The sequence below is a fragment of the Rhodothermales bacterium genome (assembly GCA_034439735.1).
GTDB lineage: Bacteria > Bacteroidota > Rhodothermia > Rhodothermales > JAHQVL01 > JAWKNW01.
The window spans coordinates 1-23,552 of record JAWXAX010000130.1; the positions used below are offsets into that span (position 1 = coordinate 1).

Annotated in this window: 16 protein-coding genes; 12 read left to right on the forward strand and 4 right to left on the reverse strand. The window is 62.9% G+C overall.

Features of this window, described 5'->3' with window-relative positions; genetic code table 11:
• Nucleotides 1-248 precede the first annotated feature (248 nt).
• The 4 genes from SH809_10430 to SH809_10445 all read left to right on the forward strand — a co-directional run bounded on the left by SH809_10430 (nt 249) and on the right by SH809_10445 (nt 8,123).
• On the forward strand, nt 249-1,052 hold the full coding sequence (locus SH809_10430; GenBank protein MDZ4700110.1) for a hypothetical protein: 804 nt from the start codon (nt 249-251) through the stop codon (nt 1,050-1,052).
• A 195-nt stretch (nt 1,053-1,247) separates the two neighbouring features.
• Nucleotides 1,248-2,840, forward strand: a complete 1,593-nt coding sequence (locus SH809_10435; GenBank protein MDZ4700111.1) for a hypothetical protein — start codon at nt 1,248-1,250, stop codon at nt 2,838-2,840.
• A gap of 139 nt (nt 2,841-2,979) precedes the next feature.
• A complete protein-coding gene (locus tag SH809_10440) occupies nt 2,980-4,281 on the forward strand; it encodes a GAF domain-containing SpoIIE family protein phosphatase (protein MDZ4700112.1) in 1,302 nt (433 codons plus the stop codon).
• 203 nt (nt 4,282-4,484) lie between these two features.
• The gene (locus tag SH809_10445) at nt 4,485-8,123 is read left to right on the forward strand and encodes an AAA family ATPase (protein MDZ4700113.1); all 3,639 of its coding nucleotides are present in this window, start codon (nt 4,485-4,487) and stop codon (nt 8,121-8,123) included.
• On the opposite strand, the gene SH809_10450 is transcribed toward SH809_10445, so the two are convergent.
• Nucleotides 8,118-9,395 (reverse strand): MFS transporter, encoded by a 1,278-nt coding sequence (locus tag SH809_10450; protein ID MDZ4700114.1) that lies wholly within the window; start codon nt 9,393-9,395, stop codon nt 8,118-8,120. The two genes, SH809_10445 and SH809_10450, sit on opposite strands and share 6 nt — an antisense overlap.
• 107 nt (nt 9,396-9,502) lie before the next feature.
• On the opposite strand from SH809_10450, the gene larA reads away from it, so the two are divergent.
• From larA to SH809_10470, 4 genes are all read left to right on the forward strand, one after another.
• Nucleotides 9,503-10,771, forward strand: coding sequence for a nickel-dependent lactate racemase (gene larA, locus SH809_10455; protein MDZ4700115.1), 1,269 nt, complete (start codon nt 9,503-9,505; stop codon nt 10,769-10,771).
• Between the two features lie 49 nt (nt 10,772-10,820).
• Nucleotides 10,821-11,552 carry a hypothetical protein gene (locus SH809_10460; protein MDZ4700116.1) on the forward strand — a complete coding sequence of 244 codons (732 nt, stop codon included), beginning with the start codon at nt 10,821-10,823 and terminating at the stop codon, nt 11,550-11,552.
• A gap of 8 nt (nt 11,553-11,560) precedes the next feature.
• Nucleotides 11,561-12,466, forward strand: coding sequence for an aminotransferase class IV (locus tag SH809_10465; protein MDZ4700117.1), 906 nt, complete (start codon nt 11,561-11,563; stop codon nt 12,464-12,466).
• A gap of 149 nt (nt 12,467-12,615) precedes the next feature.
• Nucleotides 12,616-15,951, forward strand: a complete 3,336-nt coding sequence (locus tag SH809_10470; protein MDZ4700118.1) for a caspase family protein — start codon at nt 12,616-12,618, stop codon at nt 15,949-15,951.
• Here the strand turns inward: SH809_10470 and SH809_10475 are convergent.
• A complete protein-coding gene (locus SH809_10475) occupies nt 15,923-16,561 on the reverse strand; it encodes a hypothetical protein (protein MDZ4700119.1) in 639 nt (212 codons plus the stop codon). The two genes, SH809_10470 and SH809_10475, sit on opposite strands and share 29 nt — an antisense overlap.
• 360 nt (nt 16,562-16,921) lie before the next feature.
• On the opposite strand from SH809_10475, the gene SH809_10480 reads away from it, so the two are divergent.
• Entirely contained in the window at nt 16,922-18,823 is a 1,902-nt protein-coding gene (locus tag SH809_10480) for a hypothetical protein (GenBank protein ID MDZ4700120.1), read from the forward strand.
• Nucleotides 18,820-18,948: a hypothetical protein gene (locus SH809_10485; GenBank protein ID MDZ4700121.1), complete on the forward strand. Its 129-nt coding sequence runs from the start codon at nt 18,820-18,822 to the stop codon at nt 18,946-18,948. Before SH809_10480 ends, SH809_10485 begins: the two co-directional genes overlap by 4 nt.
• Here the strand turns inward: SH809_10485 and SH809_10490 are convergent.
• Nucleotides 18,943-19,227 (reverse strand): DUF493 family protein, encoded by a 285-nt coding sequence (locus SH809_10490; protein MDZ4700122.1) that lies wholly within the window; start codon nt 19,225-19,227, stop codon nt 18,943-18,945. The two genes, SH809_10485 and SH809_10490, sit on opposite strands and share 6 nt — an antisense overlap.
• A 276-nt stretch (nt 19,228-19,503) precedes the next feature.
• Between SH809_10490 and SH809_10495 the strand changes: the two genes are divergently transcribed.
• Complete coding sequence (locus SH809_10495) at nt 19,504-20,355, forward strand: putative metalloprotease CJM1_0395 family protein (protein MDZ4700123.1); 852 nt, start codon at nt 19,504-19,506, stop codon at nt 20,353-20,355.
• 158 nt (nt 20,356-20,513) lie between these two features.
• A complete protein-coding gene (locus tag SH809_10500; protein ID MDZ4700124.1) occupies nt 20,514-23,075 on the forward strand; it encodes a hypothetical protein in 2,562 nt (853 codons plus the stop codon).
• 6 nt (nt 23,076-23,081) lie between these two features.
• Here SH809_10500 and SH809_10505 read toward each other — a convergent pair.
• Nucleotides 23,082-23,552, reverse strand: a 471-nt coding sequence (locus tag SH809_10505) for a phosphoglycerate mutase family protein (protein MDZ4700125.1), incomplete at its 5' end; no start/stop codon positions are given.

The following is a 23,552-nucleotide window of genomic DNA, read 5'->3' on the forward strand; positions in this document are numbered from 1 at the left end:
AACGCGATTCTGCGTTAAAAAACGCCATCGACGCGTCTTAGAAAGGTCCTTCACTGCGTTCAGGATGACATGCGCGCTGTGTGCGCGTAACGTCAGTTATTTATTGACGTTACTTATGGTATGCCGTGAATAGGGTAGGTAGAGACGCAAAATTTTGCGTCTCTACAATGTGGGCAAACGTTAGCCAATTACGGACACGCTGTGCACGACACGACTGATCAGAAACTCATCTCCTAACAACCGCACCCATGGCAGCCGACAAGATTGACACGCTCGAACCCCAGACTGGCCCTTCAAGGGCTGAAAAACGGGCCTCCAAGAAAGAGCCCAGCCCCGCCAGCCGCTTCTGGTTCGAGGTCCTCTCCCTCTGGTTCATGAACGAGGTGGTGTTTACCGTACTGCCGATCGTTGTCATATTGTTGATCGACATCGCGTTCAGCAGCCAGATCGACAACGTCCTGCTTCTCCCAGAATGGAGCTTTGCCGCGATTGTGCTTTATGGAATCGCGATCAGCAACTCGATCGAACTGAAGGCACAGTATAACGACGAGCTCACGCCGCGGCTGCTGACCGGCACCAAGGCGATGACCATCTTGCTGATTGTCGCGGTCATCACCCTCACCCTCGCCATCCTGCGTGAGAAAGCGGTCGACATCAATGCGATGTTCATCCAGACCGCGCAGGTGGTGCTGTTCGTCCATGCCCTATTCAGTGTGTTCATCGGGGTCTTCACGCGCCAGGAATATGCCTGGCTGCCGGAGCGATACCCGGAGCGTTTCACGGACAAAGAGCTCATGCAGTATATCGTCCATCTCACCAAAGAGGCGGACGGGCAACTCGGCCGGCTCCGGTACGCCATCGACAAAACGGGCTTCAACAGCTCTAAAATCCACCCGCGCGATGAGGCCTACTTCTGGTTCTTCATCGACGAGATCGAAAAATCCATCGGCCAGATCAAACGCAGCTGGGTGCCAGCCGACGGCGCCCGCCCGGCCACCCCACCCTACGACCAACCCCAGCTCCCACCTGTCCATGAGGCCCGGCGGGTTTAAGGTTCAACGTTTTGGGTTTAAGGGCCATGGATTACGTGGTGGGCTCGCCGTGATCCGTGAACCTTAAACATCGAACCTTGAACTTTCTGAAGAATCCTATCGCTTATCTTAAAGTATCACTTTAAATTACGGGGTAATCTACACGCGCAGCAACGGGCCCATCCGGTCCACCGCTTTATCATGAACAGGCACACCATGGTTGGTACTCCTATCTCCGCGCGCCGGGCGCACCAGGTTCTACTGGCGTTCGCGCTGCTTTTTTGCCTGACCTCCCTCGATCGTTTCGTTACGCACAGTCAGGCGCAAGCCCTTCCGATCGATGCACGGCTGGTGCACATCATCAACTACCAGGCCGGCGTTGTACGGGCCCAGTGGATTCCTTATGGCCGCCGGTGGGCCATCCAGGGCACGACGATCAAGACCGAGAACGAGATCAAAGTGGTCGTCGGTGAAATCAACTCCCGAACCACAAGGGATCGTCAGAAATCCTGCTGGGTCAACCCTCCTGATGTCTATACCGATGTGTTCCGTCTCGTGTTCGAACCGCTGGACATTGGCCGTCGGTACGACCTGAAGCTGGACTTCTACGGCGGCTTCGACGTGAACATCTTGAAGCCGGCGCTGGACATGGCCTACGAAGAGACCATGCGTGTCGCCAAGGAGACGTACCCCTATGTGAAGCAGCAGGTCATCCGCGACATCTTCACGCAGAACATCGAAGCGCAGCTCGTCGAGGTCTTCAAGCGCGATGAGGTCGTCCTCGTCCGCAACGTGGTCGACGACAACTGCGAGGTCGTCCCTGAAGACAACATCGTCCCGAGCTTTGATATCGAGCCGACGCTGCTCAACGAGGTCGCCGAGGCCGTGTTGGGCGATGTTCGCCTCAGTCGTAGCGAGGAAATCCTCGGCGAGTTGACGCAGGCCAACCGGGTGATGATGCAGAACCAGACGTTTATCGATCTCATGGCTCGCCTCAAGCGCGACGAGGACACGCGGTTCCTCCAGGCCGGCGATGTCGACGCCATCCGCTCCGCCATGATTTCGGACCGGATGCCGGAGGAAGATGTGGTCGCCCGCCTCTACGCGACCAGCCGGGCCTGCCGCACGGACACCAATTTTGCCGACGCCGAATGTGCGATGCTGGGCGACATGGTGGATCGCTCCTACCAGGTCATCCGCGAGATGAGCCTTCAGGGCGAAGACGACTACGGCCCGATCCGCTCCCGCATCATGAACTCGCTCGGTGAACACCTATCCGGCATCTACACGGCCGTCGCCAACACCCGCGTCAACGCCCTCAATTGGGAAGGCGCCGAGGCCACGTCGGACCGCGTCCGGGTCAGCACGACGATCGGTTTCGGCGCCGCCGCCCTCAACCTGGCGCCCAGCACGGTCTTCAACCCGGGCCTGCAGGAAGCCGAGGCGTTCGGGGTCGCCGCGCTTAAATTCTACCCCTTTGCCGTAGACAAACAACTGCCTAGCCCCTATTTCGGCCGAGAGCTCCTGGCGCGGACGTCCATCGTGGCCGGCGCCATCCTCAAACGCCGGCTCCAGTTCGAAAACCAGCGGCTCAGCGGCGCCACGGCCGGCCTCATCCCGCTCGTCGGCGGTGGGTTCGACATCACGAAGAACTTTACGGTCCAGCTGGGCATGATCTTTTTCCGCCAACCCAGCTTCACCCCGGGCGATGACTCGTCGGAATTCAAAGCCGCACCCTCCCTATCGGTGGCATTCGACTTCGACGGCGTCAACCGCGTCCGCGATGCCATCCGAGACATGAGGGACTGAGGCTCCTCGCTGATGGGGGCTGGCTGATGGGGGCTGGCTGATGGGAGCTGGCTGATGGGGACTGGCTGATGGGGGCTGGCGGTCAGGGGCTCATATCCTGGCCGAAGGCCTTCATAACCCTTTTCATGACCTCCCCTGCATGACTTCACTTCCTCCCGACCGGCTACCAGACCATCTGACTCGTGAAAACGAGCGGTTGCGGCGATCCGTGGAGGAGCTTTCGCTGCTTAACGATCTGGCGCAAGCGATCGGGGCTTCCGGCAATCCGAAGCATATCGTGGAGACGATCGTCCGGCGGGCCATGAAAAGTCTGCAGGCGGAGCAGGGCGATATCGTGTTGATCAGCGACCTGGAGGCCCGGACCACCCGGACGTTGGTTCGCACGGAGGATAGCCTGCTCCGTCGCGACTCGATCCGTCTGAACGACAGCCTCCTCGGATGGATGATGATCCACAAGAAGCCGATCATCATAAACGAGCCGCGTACGGACACGCGATTCGCCGGCGCCGTCTGGAACCCCGATATCCGTACGCTCCTCAGCGTCCCCCTCCTGATCCGCTCCGGTTTGATCGGCCTGCTGAGTGTGTACAACAAGATGGGGCCGGATGTGCAGTTCACCGAGGACGACCAACGGCTGCTGGCGATCATCGCGACGCAGTCTGCCCAGGTCCTCGAAAACGCCCGTCTCCAACAGGAGGAGCGCGCCCTGCATGGGATGCAGGAAGAGTTACGGCTCGCGACCGAAATCCAGACGTCCCTGTTTCCACAGCACCTGCCCGACATCGCAGGATACGAACTCGCCGGCACCAGCGTAGCCGCCCAGCAGGTAGGCGGCGATTATTACGATGCCCTGGCGCTCGACGGCGGTCGCGTGGGCCTCTGCGTGGGCGACGCGTCCGGCAAAGGGCTGCCGGCGTCGCTGCTCATGGCCAACGTACAGGCCACCCTGCGCAGCCTCGCACCCTGGAGCGCCACCAGCTCCGAATGCATCACCCGCATCAACCGCGTCGTGTGCGACCGCAATCGCAAGGGTTCGTTCGTCACCCTCGTCTATGCCCTGCTGGACCCCTCCAGCCACACGCTGCATTACGCCAATGCCGGCCATAACCGCCCGCTCATGTGCCGGGCCGATGGCCGTATCGAACGACTGGAGCGCGCCGGCCCCATGCTGGGGTTCACCGCCAGCCTCCCCTTTCCCGAAGGCGACCTCCGCTTTACATCCGGCGATATCCTCCTGCTCTACTCCGACGGGCTAAATGAGGCATGGGACGCCGCCCACGTCCAGTTCGGCGAAGACCGCATCGCGGACACCCTACGAGAAACCCGCTCCCTGCCGGCCCGTACCATCGCGGATCGCCTGATCGCCGCCGTTGCCGCGCACGTAGGCGATGCCCCCCCAGTCGACGACATGACCCTCCTCGTTGTAAAAAGAGCGTCGTAAAAGTGCCTGACCACCGGGCGTTGCGGCACAGGGTTTGCCAATGTTACCCGCAATTACGCTACGCTTTCGACGGGCCCCTGCGGCCTCGGGGGCTCCGATCCGTGAAATCGCGCCCGACACCCACGAATCGCTCCGAAACCTGGCCGGACTGCAATGATAGCATCCGTAGGCCCGGGGATTGTCGCTTTGGATATTATTGATACATGAGCATCACTATCGATCAAAAATCGCAGGTCATCGACCTCATCCGCCGCAAATACCCGGAGTGGGATTCGTTTGAACACCGCCCATTCCTCCGAGACGAAATCAACACCCGGCGTCTGACGGTAAAAAAAGCGACGGCCCTGCTGAGCGAGAGCACCCTCGCCCACATGCTCGTCACCCGCGAAACCGAAGCGTTCATCGATCGGCTAGAACGCCTCGGTAAGGCAACCAACCTGCTCGACCGCCCCGGCACCGAACATGGGGATCTCGAAATCCTCTACGTGCCCACGCTAGACAAGCCGGTGTTCTGCGCCCAGATCTACCACCTGCTCCACGGCACGGAGTCCGCCCAGGAGCGTCTGGGGGCGTATCTCCGCTATGTGGAGGACCACGAACTGCCGAACAGCTGGACCTTTCCGACCTACCTGCTCTTTTTCTCGAATCCGCGCACCGACTTCTTCGTGGAGCCCCAGCCGACCGAGTGGTTCCTCAAGTATATCGGGCTCTCTCCCTACCTCGGCAAACCGTCGCCCGAGACGTACGTCGCGGTGAAGGAGTTTGCGCACGGGTTGAAACATGCGCTGGCTGAATACCGCCCGCATGACATGCTTGACATTCAAAGCCTGATCCGTGTCTGCGCCGCGATGAGCCAGCCGGCAAGCCGGCCTGCGCCGGCGGTCGCCGCCGGCGAACCGCCCGCCCCGGAGCCCGTGGAGTTATGGACAGAGCAGGAGACGGAGGATGCGGACGCCACGGTGCTCCACCCCTCCACTCCACTCGCCCAGGCGGCGCCCACGCGTACCAGCGAACCGCAGCCGACGCTACCGAACGGAAATCGGCCGGCAACGCCGCTCGACCAGCATTACCGGACGTTCCTCGAGACGTTTATGACGTCTCCCAACGGCATCGCCATGGCGGCGGCTTTCGCCCGGGCGCGCGAACAGGCGGAGCAACACTTCGCGCATGTCGTCGCTGAACACGAACTCGGCGAAATCGTCACCGAACGGGTGTTCCTCCATTTGCTCCCACACGCCGACCGCCGGGAGCATGTCGCCAGTGGCGCCTGGGTCCATCCGATGCCGGCCATGGACGACGCCCTCAACGGCCTCGCTCGTCTGTCGTCGGTGGAACGCGAACAGGCCGCCATCGCGCTCCTCGAACTCACGCGGCAGTGTGTGTACAACCCCCGCACCATCACCTCGTATATCGAACGGTTCAGGCTCCACGCGCAGGCCGCTCCGTTCCAGAGCCGGCATGTGTCGCCGATGCTGCACGCCCTCAAGCCGGGCTCGTTCCTCCTCGCCACGGAGGACACGGTATCGACAATCAATTTTTTTAGCGGAACCAGCTATACCGGCCAGATTGAACACTACCCGGACATCAACGACGCCGGCCAGGCCCTCGTCCGTTATCTCCACTCCGGCGCCAATGCCTTCGGCTTCAAGAGCATCCAGAACACCGATCTCTTTGCCATCTTCTGCTCGTGGTTCATCGCCCATCACGGCCCGCGTAAAGCGGGGCCCAAAAAGAACATCGACCTCCCGGCAGTCGACACCCCGCTGTCCGGCGACGGCGGTCCGATGCGGCAGGAGCCTGCCGTTGACGCGCTAACCCAACACGCGGCCCCGAACGGACCGGAAGACACACGCCCCGAACCGGAGGCGCCGGCCGTCGATCACGCCCAACGTGACGAACCCGAACCCCCCGCTGGGCCGCCACCGATGCAGACGGTCGATACCCTCGACGAGACCGAAATCATCGTAGAAATTGACTCACCCGCAGACGACTGGACGATGCCCGTCACGCCGTCCATCGCAGACGAACCGGCCTCTACAGAGTCGTCCGCGGCAGAGTGGACTACACCCGACGTGCGTCCCGTCGAAACCGAAGGGACGGCGCTCAGGCGGGAAGACGACGAGGCGGATCCGGAACCCACGTCTATCGAACGGTCCGAGCCCGAACAGCATGCCGAAGGCTCTAGCGATGGTTCATGGACAAACGACCTCCTCGCCGAAGCCCAGGCCATCGACGAACAGGCGCCACCGCCCCTGACGGAGAGCGATGCGCAGGCCCTCGCCGAAGAGGCGCGCGCCATCGATCGACTGCTTGAAGCCAATGCTGCCGGCCACGACGCCGCCACGCCCGAAGGATATCAAGCGGGTTTCGAAGCGGGCTTCGATGCCGACTTCGATGCGGGGTACGACACGGGGTATGAGGTCGACTTCGGATCGACATTCGATGCGGGCCAGGACGACCCGCACGATGCGCATGATGACGACTTCGGCTTCGGCGATGCGGCCAGCGCCGGCGTCGACGATATCCCCGAGGTGCTGCGCACGATGAACAGCGCCACACCGTCCATCGAATCCGCACCTACGGATCCTGCCGGCGACTCGGCCAGTCAGTTGGCCGACATCGAACCGCCCGTTACGGAAATCGACGTCGAAATGGTCGCCGAAAGGGAGCCCGAATCGGTTGCCGAATTGATTGACGACACGCTTTACGCATCGGTCACCCAATCGAACGAGGGTCCGGTGGAAGACGTCGTGCCTGAGTCCGCCACCGCCCTGGATTCCGAATCGGTGTCGGATGCGGTGTCGGATGCGGTGTCGGATGCAGCTTCGGAAACGGTGCTGGAAAAGGTCGCCGAACCGATCTATCTCCCTCATACGTACGTCGACGACACGGACGATCTCGACACGGACGACGCGGAGGTTGTCACCGTGCTCGACCCGATCATCGAAACCGTACTCGAACCCCTCACGCCGCCGGCCGACGCATCCGTAGAGGAGCCGGCCGAGGTCGAACGCTACGACCTCACGCCGCCGGTCATCCTGCCCGACCCTCTGGTGGAATGCGCCGAGATGACGGGCTACAGCGTCGCCGAACTGCGGGGTTGGATCGCGACAATTCGCCGGAAGAGACAGGTGATCATCAGCGGACCTCCGGGCGCCGGCAAGACCTATCTCGCGCGCCATCTGGCCCGCGTGTTGGCTGAATCCGGCGACGGGTTTGCAGAAACCGTCCAGTTTCACCCCAGCTACGGGTACGAGGACTTTGTCGGGCCGTTCACTGGTGCCGGGAACGACGCATCCCTGCCGGTCCTGGGGCGCTTCCCGCTCTTCTGCGAACGCGTGGCTCGGCGCTCGGGGGACTGTGTGATGGTGATCGACGAGATCAACCGCGCCGACCTGAGCCGTGTCTTCGGAGAGCTGGTATACCTGCTCGAATACCGCGACGACACGATCACGCTGGCGGCCGGCGCCACCCTCCGTGTCCCCGAAAACGCCCTCGTGATTGGCACGATGAACGCGCTGGCGGGGCCGGCGATCGACCCGATCGTGCACCGGCGATTCGCCTTCATCGACCTCCCCCCACGGCTGGATGTGCTCGAGCGGTACCTCACCCGCACCGGCTTCCCGGCCGGCCCGCTGGTCGCCATGCTCGAACGACTGAACAGCGAGATCGCCGACCCGGACCGCAAGCTGGGTATCTCCAGCTTCATGCGTACGGATCTGGCCGACCATCTCGAAGCCATCTGGCGGACGGAAGTCGAGCCGGCGCTGGAGGCCAGCTTCTACGGCCGGCCTGAACGGCTGGCGGCCTATCGCTGGGAACGGGTCAGCGATAGCCTATAACGTCTCGGATACCCGAGCAGCCGGCGCCGGCTGACCGCCTGTTCTCCCCCATGTGCCGTCTCCTTCGTCGCGAAAAAATACGAGAAAGATGACCAGGATGGCCACCGCGATCACGCCGGGGATCATCCAGAACGTGACCCACCCCGTCATGTCCGTCAGTTCGCCGATGAACAACCGGTTGAACATGATGCCCGAGATCTGCGCACCGATCATCATCCCGACGCCGGACCGCATCATGACCAGCAGCCCCTGCGCCTGACCGCGCTTTTCGGGGGTCACCTGGCGGTTAACGAAGATCTCGCCGGCGATGTAGACGAAGTCGAAGCAGATGCCGTGCAACAGGATTCCGGCGAGGATAAACGCGTAGCTGCCGGCGTGGTAAGCGGCGAGCGACATCAATGCGAACCGAAACAACCACGCCACGAACCCCACCACCATCATCCGCTTCACGCCCAGCCGTACAAGCACCCACGGCATAAAAAGCATGAAGAGGACCTCGCTCACCTGGCCAAAGGACATCTGAAAGCCCGGGTTCTCCACGCCCGCGGCGTTGACAAACACCGGCGCATAGGCATAGTAGGTGGACAGCGGAATCGAGATGAGCAGTTCGCAGAGCACGAACACCAGAAACGGCCGGCGCTTGAGCAAATCAAACGCGTCCAGCCCGAGGCGCTGCCGCCACGTCACATCGACCCGTGATCCCTTGGGAGGCGTGTGCGGCAACGTAAAACAATAAAGCCCCATAGCGACGGCCGTGCCCCCGGCCAGATACATCGGGATGGGCGTCTCGTCGGCCCCGAGCACCAGGCTCACCAGCACGCCGGCGATGATCCACCCCATCGACCCGAACACCCGAATGAGCGGATAGAGGCGCTCCGAGTCCGACACGTGATGGAAGATGAGCGCGTTGGCCAGGCCGGGCGTGGGGAAGAAGCAGAAGGTGTGGACGAACAACAACCCGATAAATGCCGGCGCCGAGGACCCGCCCACCAGCGCTGCCCCGAGCATAGCCGCGCCCCCGACGAGGTTGAGCACCGCCAGCACCCGTTCGGTGGCCACGTAGCGATCCGCCAGGTTGCCTAGCACGAAGGGGGAGATGAGCGCCGAAACCGGCCCGACCGTGTAGGCCCAGTGGATGACGTGCGAAAGCCCGTTCGCCGCCATGTAGTTGCCCACCGTGACGTACCACGCGCCCCAGATGAAGAACTGTAGAAACATCATCAGGCTGAGCCTGGCGGGTACGAAGGACTGCAAAATTGGAGACCTCGGCATCGTTATATTGGGGCCGGCCAGAACCGCCGTCAAGAAGCTGCGCGGAATGCCGCCGCTAAACCGGCTCGAAAAGTAAGGCGACCGCTCAGACCGCCCAAATGCCTCGCATGAAAATCACGCTCGCCTACGGACGCACCGGGTTGGAGATCGACCTCCCCGCGTCGACCGATGTGCTCCGCGCCAGCCCGGTCGCCGGCCTTGCCGATGAGCCGGCCGCCCTCCGCGCCGCACTGCGCGAACCCATCGGCTCCGCCCCTCTCGTCGCCCGCGTACGCCGGGGGGATCGCGTGGTGGTCACTCACAGCGACATCACCCGCCCTGTCCCCAACGACCGGATCCTGCCCGTGGTGCTTGAAGAACTGGCGTCCGCCGGCGTCCGCCGTGAGGACATCACCCTCCTCAACGCGCTCGGCACCCACCGGCAACAGACCGAGGCCGAACTCCGCGCCATGCTCGGCGACGGCATCGTGGACCGCTACCGCTGCGCCCAGCACAACGCCTTCGACGACGCCGGCCTCGTGCCGGTGGGCGTCACCGTCCGCGGCAACCCGGTCCGCCTCAACCGGACGATGATGGAGGCTGACTTTCGCGTCTACACCGGCTTCATCGAGCCCCACTTTTTCGCCGGCTTCAGCGGTGGTCCGAAGGCCGTGCTGCCGGCGCTGGCCGGGCAGGAAAGCGTACTGTCGAACCACGGTCGCGACATGATCGCCCACCCCAACGCCACCTGGGGCGTCATCGACGGCAACCCGATCTGGGAGGAGATGCGCGAGGCCGCGCTGATGACGATGCCGGCATTCCTGGTGAATGTCGCCATCAACCCGGCGCATGACATCACGGGTGTCTTCGCCGGCGAGCTATTGGAGGCCCACGCCGCCGGCCGGGCTTTTGTGCGAGACCATGTCATGGTGGGCGTAGATGCACCCTACGACGTTGTAGTTGTGAGCAACAGCGGCTATCCGCTCGACCAGAACCTGTACCAGACGGTGAAAGGCATGAGCGCCGCCAACCGCATCGTACGTGAAGGGGGCGCGATCATCATGTGCGCCGCCTGCCAGGACGGCTTACCGGACCACGGACGATACGCCGCGCTGCTGGCCGAAGCCGGCTCGCCGCAGGCGGTGCTTGACATGCTGGCGCGCCCGGGCTTCGGCGAGCAGGACCAGTGGCAGGTGCAGGTCCAGGCCCAGGTCCAGCTCCGCGCCGAGGTCTTCGTGTACAGCGAGGGGTTGTCGGACGACCAGATCCGCCGCGCCCTATTCACGCCTTGCCGGGATGTCGGACGGACGGTGGCGGAATTGATCGAAAGGTATGGCCCCGACGCCCGGATTTGCGCTATGCCCGACGGGCCGGCGACGGTGGCGTATGTTCGATGAACGGGTTCATGACCACACCGACGATACACCCCGACAGTATCCAACAAAAATGCCCACACCCAGCGCCCGAATCCTCTGCCTCTGGTCCGGCCCGCGTAATGTGTCGACGGCGCTGATGTACGCGTTCCGCCAGCGACCGGACACCCGTGTGGTCGACGAACCGCTGTATGCCCACTACCTGCGCGTCTCGAAAGCCGAACATCCCGGCGGAAACGACGTGCTCGCCGGCATGGATAACGACGGGGAACGCGTGATCCAGGAAGTCGTGTACGGCGCCTACGACCGCCCGAACGCCTTCCTCAAACACATGGCCCACCACCTGGTGGAGCTGGATCTCGGGTTTCTGGACCACACGACGAACATCATGCTCGTCCGCGACCCCGCGCAGATGCTGCCTTCGTTGATCAACCAGATCCCGGAGCCGACGCTGCGCGACACCGGCCTCGGACGGCAGACGGCGTTGCTGGACGACCTGCTGGCCCGGGGCCAGGAGCCAGCCATCCTTGAAGCGCGCGAATTGCTGCTGGATCCCCGCGGCGTCCTCCAGGCGCTCTGCCGGCAGATCGGCCTCCCGTTTATCGAGGAGATGCTCGCCTGGCCGGCAGGACCCAAACCCGAAGACGGTGTCTGGGCGCCCCACTGGTACCATAACGTCCACCAATCCACTACCTTTGCGCCGTACAGCGAAAAAAGCGACCCTTTCCCGGCCCGACTGAAACCCCTGCTGGACGAATGCCGGCCGCATTACGAACGCCTCCTGGCCCGCGCCATACGACCCTGAATCCCCATATGCCAACCATACCCGATCCCCGTAACGAACACATCTTCATCTACGTCGGCGACCGCCTGTACCCTCGCGAGGAGGCGAAGGTCTCCGTGTTCGACAGCTCCGTCCAGGGCGGCGACGCCGTCTGGGAGGGCCTGCGCGTGTACGACGGTAGGATTTCAGAGCTCGACGCCCACCTCGACCGCCTGTTTGCCTCGGCGCACGCGATGGCGTTTACACAGGTCCCTTCCCGCGACCAGGTGAAGCAGGCGCTGTTTGATACCCTCAAGGCCAACGGCATGCGCGACGGCGCGCACATTCGGATGACGCTCACGCGGGGGAAGAAGGTGACCTCCGGCATGAGCCCGACAAACAACCCGTACGGCCCGACACTGATCGTCCTGGCCGAGTGGAAGCCGCCCGTGTACAGTTCCGCCGGCATCCGGCTCATCACCTCGTCGATCCGCCGCAACAGCCCGTCGAGCATCGACTCGAAGATCCACCACAACAACCTCATTAATAACATCCTCGCGAAAATCGAAGCCAACTTCGCCGGCGTCGACGACGCCGTCATGCTCGATCTCTATGGGTTCGTCTCCGAGACCAACGCGACGAACATCTTTATCGTCAAAAAAGGTGTCGTCCTCACCCCCAACCCGGACGCCTGTCTGCCCGGCATCACGCGGGCGTTGGTGCTGGACCTGTGCCGGCTCAACGACATCCCCGCCCGCGAAAAAAACATCTCGATGACGGAGGTTTACACAGCCGATGAGATGTTCACCACAGGTTCGATGGGCGAGCTCACGCCAGTGCTGGAGGTGGATGGCCGGCGCATCGGCGCGGGCGACGTGGGCCCCATGACCCGCCGGCTCCAGCAACTCCATGCTACCTGGGTGCGCTCCCACGGCGAGCCGCTGCCGCCGTTTTGAGTAACGGTTACGATCGATACCGCCAGTCGGATGAGCCCGCCGGCATCGAAAGGATGTGATTCGAGTGCGCCCACCGGTCGCAATTGCGGAAACACGTCCCTACTTTGCGCCACCGGTTCATCCCACATTCACCCGGATCGTTCAGACCCATGGCCCGAATCTACGCGCTGCTCGCCGGCATCAACGACTATTCGCAGAATGCCGCCGTCAACCTGAAAGGGTGTCTCGACGACATCGCCTTCTACGAGGATCTCCTCAAAACCAACTACCCGAACGAGCTCGCGCTCGTCAAGCTGACCGATGCCGACGCCACGCGCGAGAACCTGATCGACCAGTTCCGAAAGCACCTCGGCCAGGCCGGCAAGGACGACGTGGCGCTCCTGGTGTACGCCGGCCACGGCGCCCGCTGGAAAGCCGCCGGCGCGTTCACGACCTATTTCCCGGACGGGTACGACGAGGGATTCGTCTGTTACAACAGCCGCAGCAAACCCGACGCGTACGACCTGGGCGACAAGGAAATCGCGCTCCTGCTCAAGGAGGTCGAGCGCAACAACCCCCACATCGCCGTCATCCTGGACTGCTGCCATTCCGGCTCAGCCACCCGCGGCGCCGCCGAGGTGGAGGGCGCCCTCATCCGCGCCACGCTGACGATGGAGGACGAACGGCCGCTAGAGTCCTACCTGCACAGCGACACCCTCCGTATCGAATACGCCGGCGCGCTCAAGCGCGGCGAGCTGGCGATCCCCAAGACCAAACACATTCTGCTGGCCGCCTGCGACCGCACGCAGTCCGCCCACGAGGAAAAACGGCGCGGGCTCTTCTCCTATTCGCTCCAGCAGGTATTTACGCAGCATGGGGTCGACCTCAGCTACGCCGAACTCTTCTCCCGCACCCGCGCGACGATGCGCGACCAGAAAAAGCAAGATCCTCAGTTCGAGACGTACGACCACTTCAATGCCTACACGACTTTCCTCGGCTCGAAAGTGATGCGTCAGAAGCGGCACCTCGTCTTTTTTGACACGCGCGACCAGGCCTGGATGGTGGAGTGCGGAGCCGTGCACAACCTGCCGAGCGACGCCGATAAGCCGGCCGAGCTGACGCTTTACAACGACGCCGGCAAGGTCGTCGGCCAGACACGCACTACGCAGGTCGGCATCCAGAAAAGCGCCATTGCCATGCCGGCGGCGCTGGCCGGCAATCCCGCCGCTCAGTTCAAAGCCTCGATCACCAGCCTGCCCATCCCCCCGGAGCCCGTATACATCGAAGGCCCGAAGGCGCAGGTCGCCGCCCTGAAAAAAGCACTCGACCCGTCGATCGGCGCCACGTTCGTCGATGCCGCGGAAGGCACACGGTACATGATCACGGCCCGTGACGGCGAATACCGCCTCATCCAGCGGGATACCGGCCTGTTTGTCCAGGGCGTAAAGGGGTATGGCGAAGCCGGCGCGATGCTAACGGCCGTGCTCCAGCCGGTCATCCAGTGGGAACGCGCTCTCCGGCTGCACAACACCAGCACCCGTCTTGACACCTCGAAGGTAGAGATCCGGTATGCAGACGGACCCGAGCAGGGCGCGAATGTCTACGAGATCGGCCTCACCGATGCCGCCGGCCGGCCATTTCCCGACAAGAAGGAGCGGGTGCTCGAAATCGGCCAGTCCAACAAACTGTACAATGACAACGAGGTGGTGGTCACCTACAAGGCTCCGGACGGCGTCGACGACGAATCGTACGACATCCCCACCCGCTTCCTCATCCGCAACCGCACCAGCCAGCCGCTGTACGCTCTGCTGCTTTATTTCTCGCGGGAGTTCAAGATCCGGCAGAACGCCAACGAGCCCATCCCACCGGGCCAGGAGTTTTCCGTGCTCGACCAGGGATCGCTCTTCCTGGACGCCGGCCTGAACGAAGAAACCGTCTGGTACAAACTCATCGTGAGTACGGAGCGAATCGACGACCAGCTGCTGACGATGGACGGGTTCGAGCTGGGCAACTACCTCGTCGCCACACGCGGCGAGCGCCGGCACGAGGACAAAAAGCTCGAACCGACCAACGACTGGTTCACGAAGACCTGGCGCGTTAAGATCGTCCGCCAGAACAAGGCCGTCGGCGAGGCGCCGGTGCCGGTGGAGGCGCTCAAGCTGACGATCGACCCGCACCCGTCGATCAAAGCAAAAGTGAACACTACCGCGGTGTCCACGGGCACTCGCGGCGCCACGAGTGATGGGGCTTATTATGACGTCCTCGAGCGCGCCGGCCTGAGCTTATTCTCTCCCGGCCGCACCCGGGGTGATGCCGCGCCGGCGCATGTGCTGGAATTGACCGACATCGATGGGGACGCTGGCCTGGCCGAGAACCCGCTCATGATGACGATGCAGGCGGACCTCGACGAAAACGAGGTGCTCCTCCCGCTGGCGTTCGACGGCGAGCAGTTCGTCCTCGTGGGGGACTCCGAGCGTACCCCCGACGGCGCGGCCCGCATCCGGATCGACGAGATCCCGGAGGCCACCACCAACCGCCGCAGCCTGGGGAAGGCGCTCAAGCTCTACTTCTTCAAGGCGTATCTGGCGCGCGACGTCGCAAACATCAACAGGCTGGGCTGGGTGAAGACGACCGCCGATGGGCTTGAGATCATCCCGAAAGGCGCCAAAACGCAGGTCCAGGAGGCGAAAAATATCCTGCTGGTCATCCACGGCATCATCGGCGACACGAAGACGATCGTCCCCGGCCTTGCCGACATCGCCGGCGGGCTACAGACGAAGTTCGACACGATCCTCACGTACGACTACGAGAACCTCAACACCCCGATCGAGGAGACCGCCCTCACGCTGAAAAAGCAGCTTGAGGATGCCGGTTTCGGCCCGGACGACGGGAAGAAACTGACGATCCTGGCCCACTCGATGGGCGGCCTCGTGTCACGCTGTTTCATCGAGCGGTTGGGTGGGCACACGTTTGTCGACCACCTCGTGATGGCCGGCACCCCGAATGGTGGATCGCCGTTTGGCGAGTTCGGGCAGGCGCGGGAGGCGATGAAGCGGGTGACCGGACTCGTCGTCAACTTCGTGCCATCCGTCATTCCGTTCCTGGGCTCCTTCGTCAACAGCCTGCACAACGTGCTGGAGGGCAGCGAACAGATCACCCCGACCCTCGAGCAGATGAACCCGTCGTCCACCTTCCTCGCCCTCCTCAACGACGCCAGCGCCAACCCGGGCATCCGGTATTCGATCGTCGCCGGCGACATGGGCCAGGTTTCGGAAACCGAGCAGCGTGGGTTCTTGAAGAAATTCCTGGTGAAGGTGGGCCATAGCAAGACGGCCAGCGCCCTGTTCGACGGTGCGCCGAACGACATCGCCGTAAGCGTGGCGAGCATCAAACAGGTGAGCGCCACGCGTACGCCCGCGCCCGTCATCCGCGATGCGCCGTGTCACCACCTGAGTTACTTCAACTCCGAGGCCGGCGTCAGGGTGTTGAGCCAGGTGGAATGGTGAGCGTGGAGCGTAGGACGACGCGATAGGCCGGCCGGTACACCCGCTCGTACGTTTCCGAGTGGTGGGCGGCCGGGTAGTCGCGCGCGCGCTGTTCCTCGAGAAGCGCGGCGAGGGCGTCGGCGTTCAGCCACACGTCTCCGCGCTTGGCCATGAAGGCGAGCTGTCCCATGTATTCCTCGAGGTGAGCGGTCGACGGGCGGAAGGAGGCCCAGGAGACGGTCATCATGCGGTAGACCTCGGCCGGCGTGCCGCCCGCCGCCTTGTACGGCCGCAAGTTCAGCCGTACCATCTGGCTATCCGGAGAGATGAATTCAACCATCGCCTCGCTCGGCCGAACGCGGTCCAGTGCGTTCCATTCGTGAAGCAGGTAGTTATAGATGGCGCTGCTGTCGGCGCCGAGGTGGGCGCTGCCCATGGCGGCCTGGTGAAGGAGCTTGTACCAGTCCCGCACCTGCATCTGAGGATACCGCTGGGATTGATCGGCGATTACGGAGGAGATCGCGGGCGGATCGAAACGTAGACAGGCGGCTGTGGCGAGCGCCACAAACCACAGTGGGCTGTATCGAACGATGGCCGATACGGTGCGAAACGAATAGGATCGATGTGTCACGTCGGCTCCGGTTGATGGCAACAGAAACAGGCAGCCTGGCGAGGATATGGGCTTCTGTACTTCCTGTGCGGGGCGATGATCCGCCCTGCACTCCTAGCATTGTCGTCGCAGTCGGTGGATTCTAAACGATCGTGACACAAAGGACATAGTCGATAGTGCGGTACGCGACGTTTTCGCCGTGGCGCTCCGCATGTTCCGACTCGGTAGAGACGCTCCTCTGGAACGTCTCAGCAAGGTTTCCGAATTCCAAACACCAAAAGAACGCATGCGATTATCATGAGACGCTCCACAGGAGCGTCTCCACATAAGATGTCCTGGTCGTTTCTGTTATCTTCAATCGCCGACCCACCTTCCACGCCCATGCCTGAAACTCCAAAGCCCCGGCGCTCGCGCAGAAAAGCCGTCGCGGACACTGCGTCTGACCCCATCCCAGCCCCGACGCTGGCAGCGAGCATTTCGCCCGAGGAGAAGCCGAAGGACAAGCAGTACACGGCCATCGTCTACTTTCACGGCATGGGCGCCCAGCGTCGATACGAGGAGATCTCGCGTCTGGTGGATGCGCTGGACCGGATTGCGTACGTCCGGCGGGGCACTGAGATGGCCGGCATCCCCGTAAACAAGCTCACCGACATCGAAGCACGGCTCGAACCCAGCCGTACCCAAACGGATGAGCGGGTCTCGTACATTCGCGCGTATTACGACCGGGGCGCCGTCCAGCCGGCGGGGTTCACCACGGTGTACCGTTTTTATGAAGCCTACTGGGCCCCACTGGCTGCCGGCAAGTCCTCCGCCCGATCCGTCGTCAAGTGGTTAGTATACCAATTCAAGACTCCCCTGCTGGCCCTGTTCTCTTCCTGGCGAGACCGCGATAGGCTCCGCCGCGCCGCGTTGTATGCCCTGTGGCAAACGGACCGGCACGCCAAAAAGCCGGCGTTTTCCGACGCGGAGTACCAGGACATTCTCAGCCAGTACGACGCCTTCGAGAGACCGGATACGCGACGCGAATACGAGAAAGGAAACTTCCGGACGTTTCTTACCTGGCTGACGGCCACAGACAACGACGAAAAAAGCGCCCGCCGTACAGCCCTGGCGCTGCGCTGGCGCCGAGGGTACGTGATCGGAGAACTCTACAACATGATGACCCTCCTCACCATCCTTCTGGCCCTCGTCATCATGATCACGGCCGTCATCGGGAGCCTCCTGCGGACCATCGCCACCCTGGGCGAAGACATCTCCCTGCTACGTGTCGATTTCCTGGATCCCTATCTCTCCGCATCTCCGCTCAAGTACTTGATCGACCTCGTCCCGTACGCCCCGCCGCCTATCCTGTCGCTCGGGCTGCTGGTGGCGACCGGCCTCGCGATGCGCCGATTCTTGAGAGATTACCTTGGCGACGTCCAGCTCTGGACCACCTACGAGGAAACGGACGACAAACACAAGACTCGGTCAGACATCCTCGAGCGCGGAGTCCAGCTCATGAGGCACGTCCTCGGCGATCCTGCTTGCGGGCGCATCGTTGTCGTCGGGCACAGCCTCGGATCGGCCATCGCGTATGATTGCCTGCTCGAGCTGGGGCGCATCAACCGATCCATCAACACCGAGGACCCATTCGATGCGGAACTCCGGCTGGATTGCATCGACCACTTCGTTACCCTCGCGAGCCCGATCGACAAGATCCATTATTTTTTCGAGAGTCACATCGGCAAATACCACCGCTATAACCGGGTAGTCGACGACATCCGCGGGGATATCGGGATCGTGCCGTTCGCCAAAAACCGGAAGCCGAACATCCACTGGGTAAACTTCTGGGACCGGGCCGATATCATCAGCGCGTCCATCGAGAGCGCCTCATCGCGCCACGCGCCGTTGTTGATGGTGGATAACGTACAGGTCTCCAACTACTTCCTCGGCCTGCCGGGCCCGAGCCACTCCGGGTACTTCAAGCACGAACGGGTGATGTCGGATCTATTTTCGATGATCCTGCATGGATCACATAGCTACAAAAATCCGCCGCGGGATGCGGAGGGCCGGCCCGACCACACCGGAATCCTCCTGGGCCCAGGCATCCGTCACTCGTTCTTCGAGATTGCCGGCATCGGCCTCGCGGTCGTGCCCTGGCTCTTCCTGTTCGCAAGCTTCCTCGTCGCGTGGACGCCGATCGTCGCCATGGTCACCCTCAACGCCGCCCTCGCCCTCATCGCCGCCGGCGCGATCGTCGCCGGCATCAGTGTGGCTATAGGGCATCGAAAATCAATCCAGTGACCATTCCTCTTCAGTGCACCGGAACCGTTCGGTCCCGCGCCCAGGCGCGCATCGCGTCGCAACACCTCGCCAGGCTCCTTGACCGCCTCTTGCCGGCTCTCGCGGTCCCCGAGCCGGCGCTATAAAAGGATGATTTTTTCGATCCGGGCGGCGCGGGTATAGACGTCGATGACTTCGGCGCTGGTGGCCACCCGAATGAGCGTTGTCACACTCACGTAGTTCCCCTTACTCGATGGACGCAATTCGATGGGCTGTTCTTGGCCGAACAGGGCGCGGACGTCGTCCACGCCAGCGCTTGGGACGATGAACTTGAACATATACTCGTTCGGCCATGCTACTTTTTCATCCAGTAGCGCCTGAAAACGATCCCACCATTCCTGGTTCTGTTGTGGAGGCTGCTGCATGATATGGGTCGGTTAAACGATACAAACGAGGGGCCGGAGCAACGCCGTCACGGATACCTCCCCGCTGAACAGCTACCGGCCAGGGCATGGTAAAACGAGCAACCATCGGGCGAGTTCGGCATGGCTGGGCCGTCGCCATATAAAACGGAGCTCCGCGCATTTAGCCGGCGCCTGAGGCGCCGATACGATTACAAAGATCCTCCGAGGCCCTTTCGCTCAACAGCCCAAGACATGACCTAACGCTATTCGAAAACCAGGGCAAGGCCTGTATCTACCATGATAGGCTCCGATTACGCGACGATAACCGACGCCAGGTATCTGGCCCCTGCCTTACAGGCGGCGGCCGGCGGCCAGCCAGCACCACGGCCCGAAGCCGTCGATGCATCCAACGAAGAACGCATCCATGCCGGCGCTTCGGACGAAGTGGTCCTCTTCCGAAAACCCCGCGAGCGTCCGGAGATCCCGATCGAAGCCGGCCAGACCGCGGACGAGCACAACGCCGCGCAGGGCGAGGCGACGGGTGCGGGGATAGACCGCGAATTGACCGTGGAAGAGCGCCAGCAGGTAGACGACCTGAAGAAACGCGATGAGGAAGTACGCCGTCATGAGGAGGCCCACTTCCGGGCCGGCGGTCGCTACGCCAGCAGCCCACACTACGAATATCAGACAGGCCCGGACGGTAAGCGCTACGCCGTCGGTGGTAGTGTGGACATCGACACCAGCGCGGTGCCGGACAATCCCCGCGCCACGCTTGAAAAAGCGCGGATCATCAAACGTGCCGCCCTCGCGCCCGAGGAGCCTTCCAATCAGGATCGCAAGGTAGCCCGCGAGGCGGACCAGATGGCCACCGAAGCCATGCGAGCCGTGGCCGCGGCGCCATCGGCAGCACCAGCCGCAGCGCCGGATGCCGCTCCGCACCGCGCCGATAGAGCTACGACTTCCGAGGCAGCCCCGGCCGAAACCACGGAGCCGGCGTCTCGACTGGATATCGAAGTCGGCGCCACGCAGCAGTCGCTCATCCGGTACAAAACCTCGCGCCTCCAGTACTTTCACGTCCCCGTGTCCTCGCGCCTGAACGAGGACACGCAGCGGATTCCTCTCCTGCGGTTGTTCGACCGATATGCGTAATGCGCTGCCGCATTACGGAATTTTTTTCGCCCCGTGTGATGATCTCCCCGCGCCCGGAAGGCCTTGCACGGCTTTTCGGGCCGTTTTTTTCGTGTCGTCGAGTTGGGCACGGCATTCCCACGTAGCCGTCCGAACCGGTTTATACGACGCTTCGAAGTATGGCTTCTCCAATCCCTTCCTATACACTCGAATACCATAAACTCCGTGAGGCGGCGGCCGCATTTGGATTCCATCGGGAAGCCGGGCTGATCGCGCGTCGGCAGGAATCGTTGGGGCAGCCGTTTATGCTGTTTGTGGTGGGCGAACAAGGCGCCGGTAAATCCGCGCTCATCAACCTGCTCCTGGGCCGCAAACTGGCGCCTGTCGGCCGGACGATGCCGTGGTTGAATATCTACCGCCGGCCAGAAGGCGCGCATGAAATGGCGGAAATCGTCCTCCAGGACGACCCGGTTCCAACCATCCTTTCCCTCGGGGAAGCGCATGCGCTGACGCAGGAAATCGGCCCCGACGCCACGATCGCCGGCGGCACCATCGACCGGATCGTGTGGCACGTGAACGCCCCAGGGCTTCCACTCGATGTGGCCTTCGCCGAGGCGCCGGCGGGTAACGGGCACGAACTCAACGAACGCTTTTTCTGGCAAGCCGACGGCCTCCTGTGGCTGCTACGGGCGGACCGGCTCGCCGAGCAGAAGGCGCAGCTGCTCGTCGGCTCCATGCAGCAGACAAAGATCCTCCCGGTCATCACCATGGGCGTACTGACGCACATGGACACCGTGCCCGGCAACAAATGGCTGCAACTGATCCAGGACGCACGCGCGAATTATGCCGCGGCGCTGGACCTCGTCGTGCCCTGCACGATGTCTCCAGTGCGGATGGAGAGTCTATTCGACGACCCGAACGCGCTCCTGTATCGCGAACTACGTAATCGGTTTTTCCTTGGTGCCCGCTCGACGCGGCAGAAAAATCAGACGCACTTCGTCGAGGCCATGGGCGATGCGCTGTCGGGCCGGTTCGAGTCGTTCGTGGACCGTGTGTTGACCAACCGGTGGGCCTACTTCGCCTTCCAGCGCCAGCTCGACGTGCATCTCGAAACCCTCGACCTGGCGATGACCGAGCGGGTGCAGCACTATGCCGGCGCGCTGAAGTCGTATGCCATGGAGCAGGCCGTCGCGCTCGAAAAACCCTTACACGCACCGCCCCAGCTGGCCCAGACGCCGGAAACGCCGCCGTCGATCGAGGCGCTGCGCGCGTCGATCCTCCGCGACATCGCCGAGACGAGCCAGATGATCTTCGCCAACCTGGTGTACGACAGCCGGCCCGTCACGCAGTGGAGGCCCGGCTCGGACGGACCGGTGCCCTTGAAGTCCGGCTGGACACTTAACACGCCGCCGGCCGCCGTTTTTAAGTTACCCGAGATGCCCACCGATCACCTGACGTTCCTGCGCGGCCAGCAGCCGAGCACCCGGGTGGCCGTCGAGGCGTCGATTTTTGAGCCAGGGTCGGCCGGGGATGGCTCGCCTCATCCGGCCGAGTTGTGGCAATCCGTCCAGGTGTGGCTGCCCCGCTTCGCCGAGCGAACCGAATCCGAGCTGGCGGCCTGGAAGGAAGAGGTGGTGCTACACGTACGACGCAGCCTGCTGGACAGCGCCGCGTTGTCGTTTAAGGCGCTGCATGGATTCCTCCCGGGCGAGGCGTCGGCGGTGTTGATGCCGCTCGAGGAAACCTACGAACGACTGCGCGACGAATCGCGCCGCATCCCGACCCCGCACTTACCGGGAAATGGCCTCTCGCCGGCGCTGTTCCTCTGCCGGATGCAGGAAGAAGCGTTCATCGAACGGTGGAACTCGGAGCTGACTAAAAAATGTTACGACGCCGTGCTCCCGCGGCTGCACAAGCAGATCTTGCACGACATCGAGCACTTGCGTGAACAGCTCGTCGACCAGTGGGAGCGCTCGCTGGAATCGGTCCAACGACGGGTGGAGCTGGCGTGGAACCAGTACGGCCGGCGGCTGGCGCTCAAAAGCGCCGTCAAATGGTCCGTGCCCTGGATCTCCTCCCTGATCCGAGACCGCCTCATCGACCCGATCGATTACCTTGCGCGACGGAGGGCTTCGTTACATCCCCCCTACGACGCCCCCGTGGCCCTCTTCCTGGACAAAGAAGGGACGTCGTTTCTAGAGCCGATCTACAAACCGGTCGGGCCGCCCCTCAACCCCGATCAATACCTGGCCCAGCGGGTGCAGGAAGCCATTCGTGATTCCGGCAAGCAGCTGTGGCGCGTGAAGGCGCCGATCACGGTCGAGATGGACCTCCGTAAGTCGCTCCGCCGGCGCACTTCGGTGGCCATCGGCACGCTGGCCGGCTTCGCCCTCATCTGGATCATGTTATTCGGCACCAGCACCGTGAGCCTCTCCTCGCTCAGTGTCATCGCGGCGCCGTACATCCTGGTAGTGGGTTACGCCATCAAACACGCCATCGACCAGACCTTCGAAACGGGTAGCGAGGAGCAAGCGGAACGGGTGTTTGCGATGGTCCATCGCCACATCAACGAGCGGATGGACGTCTGGCGCGAACATCTGGACGACCTGCTGTCCAGCGATGCGTTCCGCGAGACGATCACCAAGGAACTGACGGCGCTTTCCGCCGAGCCGGGCGGCCCCTACATCCCGTACGCGGAGCTGCTGCGCCGGCTCAGGAAGATAGGCGAAGTGCGCATCTGAGCGTCCTTATTCTCCGTATCGCAGGAGCATCGTGGTCGTACCGTCGGGCGAGAGGTGGAGGACATATAGCCGGTCGAATTCGGACAGTTCGTCGATCACCGAGCCCGGATCGCCGCCGAGGCGATCGACCAGATCCGGGGTGGTGTTGCTGTGGCCGGATACGAGGATGCGTCCCGAGGCGCCGCGCAACATCTCCGCGACGTCGGCGAGGGCGCGGCCATCGTATAGCTCGACCGTCAGCCCCAACCGATCAGCCAGTGGTTGCACGGTCTGTCGCGTGCGCTGGTAGTCCGTGCTCAGGATCCGCGTGACGCCGGCGTCGCCGAGCACCCGCACGAGGGCCTCCGCACGCGCGAAACCAGCTGGATCCAGCGGCGGGTTGTCCGTCGTATCGGCCGGCGGCACCTCCTTTTCGGCGTGTCGAAGAAGATAGACGACCACTGGCGGGTCGGCCGGACGACACGCCCCGACCAGGAG